The 15585-nt window shown below is 40.4% G+C and carries 12 protein-coding genes; 7 read left to right on the top strand and 5 right to left on the bottom strand.

Translation table 11 applies throughout. The annotated features are described in order from the left end of the window. Window positions 1-267: 267 nt before the first annotated feature. The 4 genes from AC04Q1_RS17375 to dapF all read right to left on the bottom strand — a co-directional run bounded on the left by AC04Q1_RS17375 (window position 268) and on the right by dapF (window position 7392). Entirely contained in the window at window positions 268-1668 is a 1401-nt protein-coding gene (locus AC04Q1_RS17375) for an efflux transporter outer membrane subunit (protein WP_478365840.1), read from the bottom strand. Between the two features lie 10 nt (window positions 1669-1678). Then, on the bottom strand, window positions 1679-4858 hold the full coding sequence (locus tag AC04Q1_RS17370) for an efflux RND transporter permease subunit (RefSeq protein WP_478365839.1): 3180 nt from the start codon (window positions 4856-4858) through the stop codon (window positions 1679-1681). A 48-nt stretch (window positions 4859-4906) separates the two neighbouring features. After that, window positions 4907-6076: an efflux RND transporter periplasmic adaptor subunit gene (locus AC04Q1_RS17365; protein ID WP_478365838.1), complete on the bottom strand. Its 1170-nt coding sequence runs from the start codon at window positions 6074-6076 to the stop codon at window positions 4907-4909. A 533-nt stretch (window positions 6077-6609) separates the two neighbouring features. Then, a complete protein-coding gene (gene dapF, locus AC04Q1_RS17360) occupies window positions 6610-7392 on the bottom strand; it encodes a diaminopimelate epimerase (RefSeq protein ID WP_478365837.1) in 783 nt (260 codons plus the stop codon). A 401-nt stretch (window positions 7393-7793) separates the two neighbouring features. On the opposite strand from dapF, the gene AC04Q1_RS17355 reads away from it, so the two are divergent. Beyond that, window positions 7794-9341 carry a trypsin-like peptidase domain-containing protein gene (locus AC04Q1_RS17355; RefSeq protein WP_478365836.1) on the top strand — a complete coding sequence of 516 codons (1548 nt, stop codon included), beginning with the start codon at window positions 7794-7796 and terminating at the stop codon, window positions 9339-9341. A gap of 60 nt (window positions 9342-9401) precedes the next feature. Here the strand turns inward: AC04Q1_RS17355 and AC04Q1_RS17350 are convergent, their stop codons facing one another. Beyond that, the gene (locus AC04Q1_RS17350; RefSeq protein WP_478365835.1) at window positions 9402-9746 is read right to left on the bottom strand and encodes a four-helix bundle copper-binding protein; all 345 of its coding nucleotides are present in this window, start codon (window positions 9744-9746) and stop codon (window positions 9402-9404) included. Between the two features lie 523 nt (window positions 9747-10269). On the opposite strand from AC04Q1_RS17350, the gene AC04Q1_RS17345 reads away from it, so the two are divergent. The 6 genes from AC04Q1_RS17345 to AC04Q1_RS17320 all read left to right on the top strand — a co-directional run bounded on the left by AC04Q1_RS17345 (window position 10270) and on the right by AC04Q1_RS17320 (window position 15579). Further along, window positions 10270-10770: a hypothetical protein gene (locus AC04Q1_RS17345; RefSeq protein ID WP_478365834.1), complete on the top strand. Its 501-nt coding sequence runs from the start codon at window positions 10270-10272 to the stop codon at window positions 10768-10770. Window positions 10771-10824: 54 nt separating this feature from the next. Beyond that, a complete protein-coding gene (locus AC04Q1_RS17340) occupies window positions 10825-12012 on the top strand; it encodes a sensor histidine kinase (protein ID WP_478365833.1) in 1188 nt (395 codons plus the stop codon). Window positions 12013-12024: 12 nt separating this feature from the next. Then, window positions 12025-12726 (top strand): LytR/AlgR family response regulator transcription factor, encoded by a 702-nt coding sequence (locus AC04Q1_RS17335; RefSeq protein WP_478365832.1) that lies wholly within the window; start codon window positions 12025-12027, stop codon window positions 12724-12726. Continuing rightward, window positions 12723-12965 (top strand): PqqD family protein, encoded by a 243-nt coding sequence (locus AC04Q1_RS17330; protein WP_478365831.1) that lies wholly within the window; start codon window positions 12723-12725, stop codon window positions 12963-12965. The genes AC04Q1_RS17335 and AC04Q1_RS17330 overlap by 4 nt, the downstream gene beginning before the upstream one ends. Before the next feature lie 19 nt (window positions 12966-12984). Then, window positions 12985-14052: an ATP-grasp domain-containing protein gene (locus AC04Q1_RS17325; RefSeq protein WP_478365830.1), complete on the top strand. Its 1068-nt coding sequence runs from the start codon at window positions 12985-12987 to the stop codon at window positions 14050-14052. Between the two features lie 180 nt (window positions 14053-14232). Beyond that, a complete protein-coding gene (locus AC04Q1_RS17320; protein ID WP_478365829.1) occupies window positions 14233-15579 on the top strand; it encodes a hypothetical protein in 1347 nt (448 codons plus the stop codon). Window positions 15580-15585: the final 6 nt, after the last annotated feature.

The following is a 15585-nucleotide window of genomic DNA, read 5'->3' as shown; positions in this document are numbered from 1 at the left end:
GCTGAATTATAAGGAATGCTGATTAAACAAATTTGCACGGACCGAGTGAGTTCTCGTTTATAACCCCGTATGTTGCAATTTTATCTTTTTAACGCTAAAGTGGTACAATTCAGTCATAATGCCATTCAGCATCCGTTAAAAAACGGGTACAGGCTGAGAACTAGCGAAAACACCGCGTAAAATCTTTCGCAATTTCTGTGTTCACGTGGCAAAAAATAAAGGCATCCTGAAAATCAGAATGCCTCAAATGTGCTTGTTAATTGTAGTTTATTTCCAGCCACCGCCTAATGCACGGTATAGGTTCACTACCGATTGCAATTTCTGCAATCGATCGTTTATCCCATTTAACTGCGCGGTTAACAAACTCTGTTCTGAAGTTAATACATCCGTATAGTTTGTTGCAGAGCTGTAACGTAATAATTCTTTGGTAAAATCGACAGCTTTAGTAAGTGAAGCAATCTGTTTTGCCCTTGTTTCTTCTTTTTCTGCAGCCGTTTGGTAAGCATACAGGGCGTTTGAAACTTCCTGCCCGCCGGTTAAAAGGCTTTGTTGGAACGCATAAAACGCGATCTGCTGATTGGCTTCGGCGGTTTTTAAACGGGCCTTATTTGCGCCTTTGGCAAAAATAGGTTGTGTTAATCCACCAACTAAATTATAGAAGATCGATTTGCTAAAGAAATCCTGTAATTGCAAACTCGATAATCCACCGGCTGCGGTAATGGTTAAAGCCGGATAAAAATAAGCCTTAGCTACATTGGTATTTTCGAAAGCCGATCTGAACCCGAATTCAGCAGCGATTACGTCCGGACGGTTTTTTAGCAATTGTGCAGAAACTCCGGTTTTTAAATCTGCATAAGGTGTTTGTTGATCTAAAGTAGTACGGTTAATAGCATTTGGTGCTTTTGCAACCAATACGCTTAACGCGTTTTCTGCTTCTTTAATACTTCTTTTTAAATCGGGCAAGGTTACCTGTGCAGCATATAAATTGGCTTCACTTTGTACCACCGCAGCACCATTTACCACAGCACCCTGCTTCAATTCTTTCATGGTTTCCACATCCTGCGTTCTCACCTTAATGGTTTGCTCCGTTATGGCGAGTTGCTTATCAAGTGCCAATAAAGTATAATAGTTGTTGGCAATGGTAGCGATCAATTGGGTTTGAACGGCTCTTTTTGCCGCATCACTTTGCAGTAAAGTGGCATAGGCACCACGTTTCGCACTGCTTAATTTTCCCCAGATATCAGCCTCCCAACTTGTGCTTAGCTGTGCCTTGTAGGTTTGGGTTTCTAAATTGATGTTAATCCCTGCCGGAAAATTTTGTGCAGCAGCAGAAGCTTTGTTGTCGGTTACGTTTACATCAGCCTGCAGACTTGGCAATAAGGCTCCACGACTTTGGATCAAAGTAGCCTCTGCAATTTTGATCCGCTCGATCGCCTGTTTCAGGTCTAAATTTTCATTTATCCCCTGTTGGATGAGCGATTGTAGCGTGGTATCCGAAAATAACGTTTTCCATTGCAGATCGGCTATAGTTGTGGTATCGGTTGTATTATTGTCCCGGTATAAACCTTCGTTCTTCACCTGTGGGCGTTCGTATTTTTTAGTTACGCAGGCACTAAGGCTAAGAATGGCTAAACCGGTTAAAATGGAATGCTTATATCTAAAATTCATTTTCTTAATATTAATGTTTGCTGTTAGCAGTAGCCAATTCGTATTCTTCTGGTGTTTGCTCATGCTCAATTCCTTCGTTAAAAGGTGATTTATTGCTTACACGTTCTTGCAGAGATTGGAATATGATAAACAAAGCCGGAATTACGAAAACGCCAAACAAGGTACCAATTAACATCCCCCCAACGGCACCAGTTCCGATTGATTTATTTCCTGAAGCACCTACTCCCGATGATAACATCAAAGGCAATAAACCTAAAATAAAGGCGAAAGAAGTCATTAAGATCGGGCGTAAACGTGCAGTTGCGCCATCAATAGCGGCATTAACAATGCTCATACCCTTTCTTCTCCTATCTACCGCGTACTCTACAATCAGAATTGCATTCTTCGCGAGCAGTCCCACCAGCATAATCAAGGTAATCTGGGTATAGATGTTATTGTCGACCCCAAAGATCTTATCGAAAACGAATACACCTGCTAAACCAATTGGCAGCGAAAATAATACCGCTAAGGGCAAAATATAACTCTCATACTGTGCCGCAAGTAAGAAATAAACAAAGATTACGCAGAGTAAGAAGATGAAAACAGTCTGGCTTCCACCGGCCATCTCTTCACGTGATAGACCCGAGAATTCGTAACCATAACCTGTAGGCAAGTGGATTGCCGCTTCTTCCTGTACTGCTTTTAATGCATCACCTGAGCTATATCCTGCATTAGGGTTACCAGTTACCGCAATTGAGGTAAACAAGTTGAAACGCGAAATAGCCTGTGGTCCGTATACTTTTTCCAAATTGATAAACTCAGAAATCGGTGCCATTTTTCCACTTGTATTACGGACATAAATGCTTGTTAAGCTTTGTTGATTGGCGCGGTATTGGGCATCTGCCTGATAAATTACCCTGAACTGCTTTCCGAATTTATTAAAGTTTGAGGCATAAACACCACCATAATAACCTTGCAGTGTAGCCAATACATCACTTACGGTTAAACCCGCTTGTTTAACCTTAGCCACGTTTACATCAATCTGATATTGAGGGAAATTAGGGTTAAATGAAGTTGATGCGTATTGAATTTCAGGACGTTTACTCAAGGCAGCTAAAAATGAGTTACCCACATCGTTGAATTTTTTAATATCGCCGCCGGTTTTATCCTGTAACTGGAATTCAAAACCACCACTGGTACCAAAACCTTGAATGGTTGGCGGAGCAAAGAAAATAATTTTTGCACCTTTTATACTTGCTGCCTTGGCGAAAAGCTCGCCGATTATGGCTTTCACATCGCGCTTACGTTCATCCCATGGAATCAACCTGCCGATAACCATACCGTAAGAACTTCCTGAACCACTGATTAAACTCCGGCCCACAACTCTTAACGAGTTTTTAATTTCTGGAACGGTGTGTGCAATACTGTCGATTCTTTTGATTACGAGATCAGTTTCTTCTAGGGATGTTCCTGCTGGTAATGAAATATCAGAGAATACGGTTCCTAAATCCTCATTTGGGACGAAACCTTTTGGCGTGGTATTCATCGTCCAGATTAACAATCCAGTGAAAAACAGAATCCCTACACCAACTATCCATTTTGTTCTCGAAAGGAAACCAACCGATTTTTTATATTTTCCGGTTACCGCATCAAAAGAAGTGTTAAAGGCATCATAGAAACGGTTTAAAAAATTTTTAGATTTTTCGTGCTCTTCTTTGTGTGGTTTTAAGAAAATCGCACACAAAGCCGGACTTAAGGTTAACGCATTGATCGCTGATAAAATGATCGAAATAGCAAGTGTTAAACCGAACTGTTTGTAAAATACCCCTGATGAACCGGAAATGAAACTCACTGGAATAAACACCGCAGCCATTACCAATGTGATTGAAATGATCGCACCACTGATATCGTCCATGGCATCTATGGTAGCCTTTCTGGCATCGGTATAACCCTCATCCAGTTTCGCATGGACAGCCTCTACCACCACAATGGCATCATCTACCACAATACCGATGGCGAGTACGAGTGCAAATAAGGTTAAGAGGTTGATGGTAAATCCGAATAAGCTCAGGAAGAAGAATGTTCCGATAATGGCCACCGGAACACTGATGGCCGGAATTAAAGTAGAACGGAAATCCTGCAGGAAGATAAACACCACCAGGAACACCAGGATAAATGCCTCGATCAAGGTATGAATTACCTTTTCAATAGAAGCATCCAGGAAATCGTTAACGTTTACCAAGGTGGTATAATGCACACCTTTAGGGAAAGATTTTTGTGCTTCATCTAAAGTTTTGATCGAATTTTCGATAACTTCTTTTGCATTCGATCCTGCCGTTTGGTTAATGGCGATACCCAAAGCCTGTTTACCGTTAAACTTAACCGTACTGGCATAACTTTGCGCACCTAACTCAATTCTTGCTACATCTTTTAAACGCAGAATCTGTCCGTTGGCATCGGCCTTGATAATGATGTTGCTAAATTCAGACTCATCTTTTAAACGACCGGTATATTTCAAGGTATATTGAAAGGCCTGATTGCCCTGCTCTCCAAACTGACCTGGAGCAGCCTCTACGTTCTGTTCTGCTAAAGCAGCATTTACATCACTTGGAATCAGACCATAAACGGCCATCACATCTGGCTTAAGCCAAACACGCATGGTATAATCCATTTGTCCGAAAGCACTTGCATCACCCACACCGTTAATCCGTTTAATCTGCGGAATGATGTTGATATTGGCGTAATTCTGTAAAAACTTCTGATCATAAGAAGGATCGTCGCTATAAATACCAAAGATCAGTACATTACTCGCCTGTCTTTTTGCGGTAATTACACCCGATTTTGTTACCTCTGCAGGCAATAAACTTGTGGCACGGGCTACCCTGTTCTGTACGTTTACCGCAGCAAGATCGGGATTGGTACCCAGTTTAAAGTTTACGGTAATGGTTGCGGTACCATCATTACTGGCCGTAGAGGTCATGTAAGTCATGTCTTCCACACCATTTATTTGTTCTTCAAGCGGAACAACAACGCTATTCATTACCACATCCGCGTTGGCACCCTGGTATGAAGTAGAAACTTGCACCGTAGGCGGGGCAATTTCTGGATATTGTGAAACCGGCAACGTCGCTAAACCTAAAACACCGAGAATTACGATGATAATGGATATAACAGTTGATAAAACCGGTCTTTCTATAAATTTCTTAAACATAATTAATATTGATTACACTGCAATAGTGTGATTGGCAAGATTATATTGTTATTTCTTGATATCAGCATAAACTGAGTCGGCACTTTTTTCTTCAGGTTTGATTTTTGTTCCATCCTTTAACGACTGGAAACCTTCCAGAACAACCTTGTCGCCAGTTTTTAGTCCTTTGGTTACCACGTAGAATTTGCCTTTGGCCAATTCCATAATCTGGATCTCAGTACTGATTGTTTTTGCCGAATCGCCTAAAACATACACGAATTTCTTGCCCTGTAAATCGATGGTTGATTTTTGGGGAACTAAAATGGCATTTTCAACATGCTGAGGAATCCTAACTGAAGCACTTGCGCCATTTTTTAACAATGAAACCGGATTGGGGAAGGTTGCCCTTAAGCTTGCCGAACCAGTGCTGGTGTTGATCTGACCATTAATAGATTCGATTTTACCATTCTGCGCATAGATGGTACCATCTGCCAAAACCAGGCTCACCGCAGGGATGTTTTTCATCTGCTGTGCCAGGGTATTTCCTTTATAGATGTTCGCAAAATCCAAAAGCTGTTTCTCATTTAAAGAGAAATAGGCATAAACCTTTGAGGTATTGGAAACAGTTGTTAGCGGTTCTGTGCTCGAGCTGCTTACCAAACTTCCGTTTCTGAAAGGGATACTGCCCACTACACCATCAACCGGACTGGTAATTGAGGTATAACCCAGGTTAACCTGAGCATTTACCAGTTCTGCTTTAGCCTGGGCCAATGCAGCTCTTCTGCTTTGCAGTGTTAACTGTGCGGCATCCAGATCGTATTTACTAATGATATCTTTTTCTACCAGTGGCTTCGTTTTATTTACCGTTAACTGGGCGGCATTTACGTCAGCTTCTGCACTGCTTATTGCTGCCCTTGCTGTTCTTACCTGTTGTTCATATTGAGGGGCATTAATCGTGAAAAGTAACTGGCCTTTTTTTACCACGGCGCCTTCATCTACAAATATCTTTTCGATAAAGCCATCAACTTTAGGGCGGATATCGATATTTTGAATCCCTTCAATAGTTGCTGGATAGTCAGAATCTAAAGTGGTATTTTGTGTGCTTACGGTAAAAACCGGATAGGCTTGTGGGCCCGCGGCAGCAGCTGCGGCAGCTTTTTTAGCTTCGTCGTTATTTCCGCAGGATGCTAAAAGCATACCAATGCTCACGCTAAAAAAGAGAGTTGTTACTTTTCTCATGGGGGTATTTCTGTGTGTTTAAATTTAAATTTCCGGGATTAAGGGCGTTGTCAAAATATAAGACTTTGATTTTCGCCAATAATGCCCAAAAATAGAGCCTAAAAAAAAATAAATCTGTCCGAGTTCTGTCATTTAATCAATCGATTGATTTATTTTCTGATTGAAAACAAGCCTAAATAGGCCTAAAATGTTGTTTTATAGTGTATTGATATGCTTTTTCCCATAAAAATAAGAGTGTAAATATCTTGCGACAGATGTTAAAAGCTGTTAAATTCAAAGGAAATATACGATTTTTATTACAATAAATGTTGTGTATTTTAGCCAGCGGAACGTGTTGTTGATGTCTGTTTACACGAGAGATTTTAGATAACGGTTAAACCTCGCAGGCTTTAGAAATCTACGAGGTTTAAAAAGAAAATTATGCTATCTTACTTATTCCAGGTCTGTGTTGCCATAGAACGGGAAGAATATTTAAAGTGGTTTGTTGGGACACAAACATAGTTTTTTTTAGAACCTATGAGGTTAAAACATAATTAGTCTACTTCTCCCTCAAAAACCAATTTCGCGGGGCCGCACAAAAATACATTGGTAAACGCTTTTCCATCGTAATCGAATTCGATCTTGATATCCCCACCCAGAACTTTAATATCTGTTTTGATATGGCCGGTTTGGTTTTTATGTTTTGCCATGGCCATAGCCACTGCAGTTACGCCTGTACCACAAGCGTAGGTTTCATCTTCCACACCGCGTTCGTAAGTGCGTACAAATAAATGATCGCCTTTATCCTCTACAAAGTTTACGTTAATGCCCTTTTCTGCATAAGTGGCATTATACCGGATGTTTTTTCCTGCGGTAAAAACATCAAAATCTTTTAATTCGCTTTGCAAAGCTACATAATGCGGCGAACCTGTATTTAATATATAAGCGTCAGCATCTTTGGTAATGGTGTCTACATCAATCATTTGTAAATCAACCCACTCGCCATTTTCTGAAATTCTGGCATAATGCGGTCCGTCAACTGCCAAAAAGTTGGTTTCACGGTCAATAATGCCGAGCTGTTTGGCAAAGGCTACGATACATCTGCCACCGTTTCCGCACATGCTGCCCAGTTTGCCGTCGGCATTAAAATAATGCATCTCAAAATCATAATCCTCATGCTTGGTAATGAACATTAATCCATCAGCACCTACACCAAAGCGTCTGTGGCATAGCCGTTCAACTAATTGGTTATCAATGTTTTTTAATGGACTCAGAGTATGGTCAATCAAGATAAAATCGTTGCCTGCGCCCTGGTACTTATAAAAATTAATTTTCATGAAAGCTTCATTTTTTAATGCAATATTTGAATTGCAAAAGATAATAAGCGGTTTGTGTTTTTTAATTTAACATTTTTTAACACAAAACTAAGTGCTTTGAAGATACAAATATCGTTTATATGGTATTAAATTTGAATAAAATACAAAAGAAAATTTGAGCAGATAAAAACTGCCGGAGCATTCTGCTTAAATCAAAGTGAATATGCTCCCGCAATTATTACATTTAACAAAATGAAATATTATAAGCTAACCAAACAATTCGCTAGCAAACCAGCTTATAATAAATCATGGCTTTAAAAAACAATATATAAACACATGAAACCATTAAAAGCGATCTATAAAAGAAGGCAACGTTCAGCTTTTAATAGCTTCATGACCATTAAAAAACAATATATAAACACATGAAAAAAATACTAGGAATTACCGTGTTGGCTGCTTTTATAGGTGGGGCAGCTGCAATAGGGGGTTACAAACTATTTGAGCGTAACCAAACAGGCAGTACAATTTCTGAAAAACAGAACTTATATTTTGCCAACAATCCACTTAAAGTAACATCAGCTGGAGCAACCGATTTCACACAGGCAGCAGCAGCGGTTGCACCGGGGGTGGTTCACATTAAAACAACTTATGCGGCATCGAAAGGCCAGGGTTCTTCTTCTCCTTTTGATATGATGGAAGACTTTTTCGGTGGTGGCGGTCGCCAGATGCAGCGCCAGCCTAGGGCAGCGTCAGGATCGGGTGTAATTATCAGCCAGGATGGTTATATCGTTACCAATAACCACGTGGTAGAAAATGCAGAGAAGGTTGAGGTGGTGTTAACGGATAGACGTAAAGTGGAGGCAAAAGTGATCGGCCGCGACCCAAATACAGATTTAGCTTTAATTAAAGTGAATGCAACGGGTTTACCAGTAGTGAAAATGGGTAATTCAGATAACGTTCAGGTAGGCGAATGGGTGTTAGCCGTAGGTTTCCCACTGGACTTAAATACAACAGTAACAGCTGGTATCGTGAGTGCCAAAAACCGCAGTATCGGTATTATTGGCCGCGAGCAACAAGGCAATGAAATTACAGAAGAAGAGTACCGCGAATATCAACGCACAGGCAAAAGACCTGATCGCCCGGCAAATACCAGTATAGAATCTTTTATCCAGACAGATGCGGCCATTAACCCGGGAAACAGCGGTGGTGCATTGGTAAATGCAAATGGTGAACTGGTAGGTATCAACTCCGCTATTGCTTCACAAAGTGGATACAACCAGGGTTATGGTTTTGCAATCCCTGTTAATCTTGCCCGTAAAATTGTTGACGATTTTATGAAATATGGTTCCGTTAAACGTGGTTATATTGGTGTTAACTTTGTGCCTTTAAGCGGTGAAGAAAAACCAGAAGGCATTAAAACCAACGAGATAAGCGGTTTATATGTGAATGATGTGGTTGCCGGTGGTGGTGCCGCGGCAGCAGGTATCAAATCAGGCGATGTTATCAAAAAAGTAGATGGTGTAGTTATTAACGATTCACCAGATCTTCAGGAAAGAGTTGGCCGTTTAAACCCAGGCGATAAAGTTAAATTAACAGTGTTACGTGATGGTGCGCTTAAAGATTACAGCGTAACGTTAAAAGGCGAAGCTAGTGTTGGTTTAACTGCAAAAAATGCGACATCAAAAGGTGCTGAAGTGTCGAAATTAGGTGCAACTTTTGCTCCTGCAACTCAGGCACAAAAATCGAAATATGGCATTAACAGCGGTGTAGTCGTAACTTCGGTTACCACTGGAAAAGCTTTCGATAACATTGGTGTAGAAAAAGGTTTAATCATCACTAAAGTGAACGGACAACCGGTAAATTCTGTGGCTGATGTGCAAAAAGCATTGCCTTTAGGCAGAAACAACATGGTGAGTATTGCTGGTGTTGGTGAGCAAGGTTCGTATAACTACAGTTTCCCTGCACAATAATCAATTGGAATAAAATAGTTTAAAAAGCTTCCCGGGCTAAACCTGGGAAGCTTTTTTGTTTTAGTCTTGCTCAATAGGTTCATGATTGGCATGGCAGGCATCAGCGCATTCTTCACAGGCTACGGCGCATTGTCTGCAGTGTTCATGGTCATGCTTACCGCATTCCGCGGCGCAAAGTCTGCAGATTTCTTCGCAAAGCAATAAATATTGATGCGCGATAATGGAATCTCTTTGCAATAGCCTCGCCGCCTGGGTGCAGATATCCGCACAATCTCTATCAAGCTTAATACAATCAATCATCATATTGATGTCTTCTTCTTTTAAGCAGGATGATGCACAATGTTCGCAAGCTAATGCGCAATCTAATAAAGCCTGGATTAAGCCATGGTTGTTTCTCGTTTCCATACCGTTTAATATTTTGGTTATATATGTTTTGTATAGTAATAACCTCCTGAAATTTAAACTGTTTTTAAAATTGTGAACAACAGCCGGTAAAATCAGATGAACTGTAAACATTTTTCATTACCAGACAGACCGTAAACATATTATAGTATAGGACATCCTGATGGTTAGTCATTGTTCATCATTTCGTTCATGATCAGACCCTAATTAAATTAATCTCTCTGGTTTCGACATTACATTTCGGACTGCTGACACCAGACTTTCCGACCGTCCAATTCCATCTTCCATTTTTCCCTTTTTAACCACAGCTCGTTCATTATTCTGGCCGCAGTTAGGGTTATATGTTAAAATATCTTAAATCACAGTCAATCGGTCTCATTTCTTGTACTCAAATCAATATTCATCCGTTTTTCATAATCAAGATTTAGTTTCGCATTTACCGATTGATAATCAGTGTTTACCGATACTCTATAAATTAATTTTTTTTATTGTCCCATATTTGAATCAGCAACCAAAACCGAATATTATGGCTTTAGCGCATATTAACCTTAGTGTAAAACAATATTTCAATTTCATGTGCAAAACCGATTTTGAAAGACGGATATTCCATGATACTTACAAAGAATTTCAAAAAAGGTCAAAAATATATAGCTTAGACCAGCATCTTCATACCTTTTCGCAAATGCAAAATGCCAATGAAAAGGCAAACTCATTGCACCAAAAACTTCAGTATTCGGTAATGAACAGTATTGCTGCCCTGGATTATAAAATGCCTGTTTTAAACGATCTCGAAGATCGTCCGATTCTATTTGATTGGGCAGAGCTGCACCTAGATGATTCAGATCTGTTAAACAAAGGTGCCCATGTGGTATCCATTACCTATACCAGTCCGAAATTAATATTGCACGAAATAATCGGCGACTTATTAATTTTAAGCTACAGCGGTACCCACCAAACATTAATGGTTAAAATTACCGAGAACCTGGCGGTGAATTACGAGCAGCGCGAAAATCTGGTTTATAGCTGAATTTAACCATTGCTTCTTTCCAGATGGGCAGAAAAAATATCATTAATTTGTAGCATGCAACAATTTAAAACACCAACTTTCATTATCCATGTGGCAGGTTGGCTTTTATTTTTAACCTTTCCGCTATTGTTCATCAATAACGAACAATCGGGGCAAAGCAGTTTTCTGTTGCTGGCATCGCCATATTATTGGCTTTTCTGTCTTACGTACATGCTCATGTTTTATTTCAATGCCCTGATTCTGGTGCCCAGACTCATGTTTAAAAAACGGCATGTAACTTACATTGGGACAGTTTTATTGCTGTTTAGCTTTGTGTATTATGCGCAGCCCTATGATAATTTATTAGGCCACAACAAGAGTGTAATGGCTGAATTAAAAGGCCCGCCAGATTCGCAGCCTAAAGGCTTAAATCAATCGCTACAGCCAGGAAAAGATTCGACTATGGGCCCAAATGTGGAAATGCCTTTTGGGCCTTTACCCAACGAGGATTTAAGGATGCAGGATCCGAATTTGAAAAAGCCGAACGGGATTTTAGACCTGCACCAGCCCATGAATATCGATGTGATCAGTCTTTTTATTTTCTTTATGATTATGGGGCTAAGCATTGCTACAAGCACCGTACAGCGATGGCAAACAGCCGAATCGAAAGTGGTGAAGGCCGAAGCAGAAAAAGCTACTGCCGAACTTTCTTTCCTTAAAGCGCAGATCAATCCGCATTTTTTGTTTAATACCTTAAACAACATTTATACGCAATCCGTTATCAATAGTGAACATACTTCAGAAAGTATCATGAAACTCTCTAACATCATGCGGTATGTTACCGATGATGTGACGCAGGATTTTGTAATGCTGAAAGATGAGATTGATTGCGTGCGCGATTATATCGAATTGCAAAGGTTGAGGCTGGGTGCCGATGCAGAGATCAATTTCAATGTACGAGGTAAACCTGACGGAAGAAAAATAGCGCCGCTAATTTTCATGACTTTTATCGAAAATGCTTTTAAATATGGCGTAACCAAAAAGGAGAAAACAGTGATTCATATCAATTTGCGCATTGCTGTCGAAAGCATTGATTTTTCATGCCAGAATAAAATTTATCACCATAAATCCAACTTAGAGCGTTCGGGGATAGGGATTGCAAATACCCGCCAAAGGTTATCTCATTTGTATCCCCAGAAACACCGGTTGGATATGCATGATACTGGCGAAATATTTACCGTTAATCTTTGTGTAAATTGCTAAATTAACAGCATTATGGCCTTAAAATGTGTAGCTATTGATGATGAGCCGTTGGCGCTCGAACTCATTAAAACGTATGTATCCCGCTTTCCCGACCTGCAATTGGTTCAGGTTTTTGAAGATGCTTTATCTGGCGCAGAGTATCTGAAGCAAACACCCGTCGACCTGCTTTTTGTCGATGTAAATATGCCTGATATTACCGGTGTGGAACTTGTGCGGAGTTTGGTAAACAGTCCGATGATTATTTTTACTACTGCCTATCGGAATTATGCCTTTGAAAGTTACGAGCTTCAGGCGATCGATTACCTGTTGAAACCAATCGATTTCAGCCGTTTTACAGCTGCGGTTGAGAAAGCCGTCGACTACCACAAATATAAAAACGCTACCCATGAGAACACCAGCGACGAAAGTATTTATGTGTATTCGGAGTATAAAATGATTAAGATTTTGCTCCGCGACATCGAATACATCGAAAGTATGGGCGATTACCTTAAAATTTACCTGAGCAATATCGACAAGCCTATTTTAACTTTAATGACCATGAAAAAGGTTTTAGAGAAATTGTCGGAAGATCAGTTTGCGCGTGTGCACCGGAGTTTTATCGTAGCACTAGCGAAAATAAAATCGATACATAACAGAAAAGTAAACCTAAACTATGCAGAGCTGCCTATTGGTGATGCATACAGTGGTTTCATCAATCAACAAAAAAGGATATGAAGTTAAAAACAAATATTGCCACCAGCGAGAACGGGTTTATTTTCAATCCGGCAACTGGCGATTCATTTACGAGCAATGCCCTCGCAGCCGAGATATTGGGCTATCTGAAATCAGGAGAAAGTGAAGCGGAAATCAAGAATAAAATATTAAACAATTATGAAGTAGAATTATCCCAACTGGAAAGAGATTGGGATGATTATATGCTACAATTAAAGGAAGCGAATCTTTTAGATTTGTAACAAAAAATAAAAACTAATCATGTACGTTTCTCCAGATCTAAACAAAGGCATGGGCCTAACGATTGCAGTTACGGGTTTAAATGCCAACGATAATCCTGGCCCGGGGCTGGCGGTTATACGGGCATTGCGTGCTGGTTTTGGAGAAGATTTACGTATCATCGGTTTAGCTTACGAAACCTTAGAGCCGGCAATTTATTTAAGAGATCAGATTGATAAAACCTATCGGATCCCTTATCCAACAGCAGGAGTTGACGCGCTAAAGGGACGGATAAAGGAGATTCAGAAGGTGGAGCAGATGGATGTGCTCATTCCGAATTTCGATGCAGAATTATATAATTTTATAAAAATAGAGCAGGATCTTCTCGCGATGGGCATCCATACCTTTTTGCCCTCGCACAAACAGCTGGCGCAAAGAGATAAGGTAAACCTGAGTGCATTTGGCGAACAATATCAATTCAAAGTACCGGCCAATGAGGTGGTTTTTACAGCAGTAGAGATCGATAACATTGCCCGTAAGTTTGGATTTCCGTTAATGGTGAAAGGTAAATTTTACGAAGCACAAACTGCTTTAAACATCGCTGATGCGCACAGGGCCTTTCATAAATTGCATGCGAAATGGGGTTTGCCAATCATTTTACAGGAATTTATAAAAGGAACTGAAATTAATATTGCGGGTTTGGGCGATGGGGAAGGTAATGCAATTAGCGTAATCCCTATGCGTAAACTGTATATCACAGAAAAGGGTAAAGCCTGGGCAGGGATTACGATTGACGATGAGCGTTTGATCGCATTGGCTAAAGATTTTGCAAAAGCAACGGCCTGGAAAGGTGGCTTTGAACTCGAAATAATGCAGGAAAATAACGGTAATTTATACATTATGGAAGTTAATCCGCGCTTTCCTGCATGGGTATATTTAACTGCCGCCGCAGGTCAGAACCAACCAAAAGCCTTGGTAGATCTGGCTTTGGGCAATCCGGTAGCAGAGATGAATACTTATAAAGCAGGAAAAATGTTTATCCGTTATGCCTGGGATAATATTGTTGATGTGGAAGAATTCCAAAAGTTATCAGCCTTTGGAGAACTTTAGGAAAGGGGGAGAGTAAGAGGTTGAAGGTAGGGTTGTGGAAGGCTGGATGGTAGAAAGATGATTAGGCTTCAAATCCATCTTGATACCAGATACTATTATTTGATACGAACTGCTTGCTTCTCAATATTTGACACCAACTGCTTGACACTCAATACTTGATACTATTATATTAACGCTAGAATGATGAAACAAAAATACGAACGGCCAACCATAAGGAAAATGAATACCGGACTGATGAACAAGTTTGGTACACGTACCGATTTTGATCCTGTGGAGGCGATTGATGGTGTTCCCGTTAAAAATTTGGTGACAGAATATGGCTCGCCGGTTTTTGTTTTATCAGAAAAACAGATCAGGCGCAATTATCAGGCAGCGGTGCGTTCGTTTAAAACCCGTTATCCAAAAGTTCAGTTTGCCTGGAGTTACAAAACCAATTATTTAAACGCGGTTTGTAAGATTTTTCACCAGGAGGGAAGCTGGGCTGAAGTGGTTTCCGGTTTCGAATACCGCAAAGCACTAGGAAACGGTGTTATGGGTAATCAGATCATCTTCAACGGACCAGATAAAAAAGAAGCAGATTTAATTCTGGCAATAGAAAACCATTCACTCATCCATATCGATCACTCCGACGAACTTTATCTGCTTATTGCTATCTGTAACCGATTGAATAAAAAGGTAAAAGTTGCGGTTAGGGTGAATTTTGATACCGGCGTTTATCCTATCTGGGACCGCTTTGGTTTTAACTACGAAAACGGCCAGGCCTGGGCGGTGATCAATAAAATTGTAGCTGCCGAACATTTAGAGTTGGTTGGGTTGCATTGCCATATTGGTACCTTTATGTTATCTACCGCCGCATATTCAGTTGCCGCAACAAAACTTTGCGATCTGGCCATGCGTACTAAAAATGAGCTACAAAACCCCATACAATATTTAGATTTAGGCGGAGGCTTTCCTTCAACAAATACGCTAAAAGGCGCTTATCTGCCTGGTGTTGATACCGTACCATCGGTAGAAGATTTTGCTGAAGCCATTAGCAGTACCATTTTAGATTTTGGCTTTGCCACAGGCGATCTTCCTCTTTTGATCTTAGAAAGTGGGAGAGTGCTCATTGATGATGCCGGTTACCTGATCGGAAGTGTAATTGCCAATAAACGATTAAGCGATGGTAGGAGAGCCACAATATTGGATTTTGGTGTTAATATCTTGTTTACTTCCAATTGGTACGATCATAAAATAAGCGTAGCCAGGGAGGCAGGACAATATACTGAAGAAACAGTGCTGTTCGGGCCATTATGTATGAATATCGATGTGGTACGGGAAAGCATCACTCTGCCGCTTTTAGAACGTGGAGATCAGTTGGTGGTGCATAAAGTGGGCGCCTATAACATGACCCAATGGATGCAGTTTATCAATATGCGGCCAGCAGTAGTGCTGATTGATTTGCAAGGTAAGAGCCACCAGATTAGAAAACCTGAAACATTGGCCTATTTAGAAATGATGGAAGAAATGCCTGAGTATTTAAAGTAAGCCTTA

This window comes from Pedobacter humicola, from assembly GCF_056490705.1.
The sequence above is the reverse complement of the archived record's forward strand: the minus strand, read 5'-3'. Positions and strand labels throughout refer to the sequence as shown.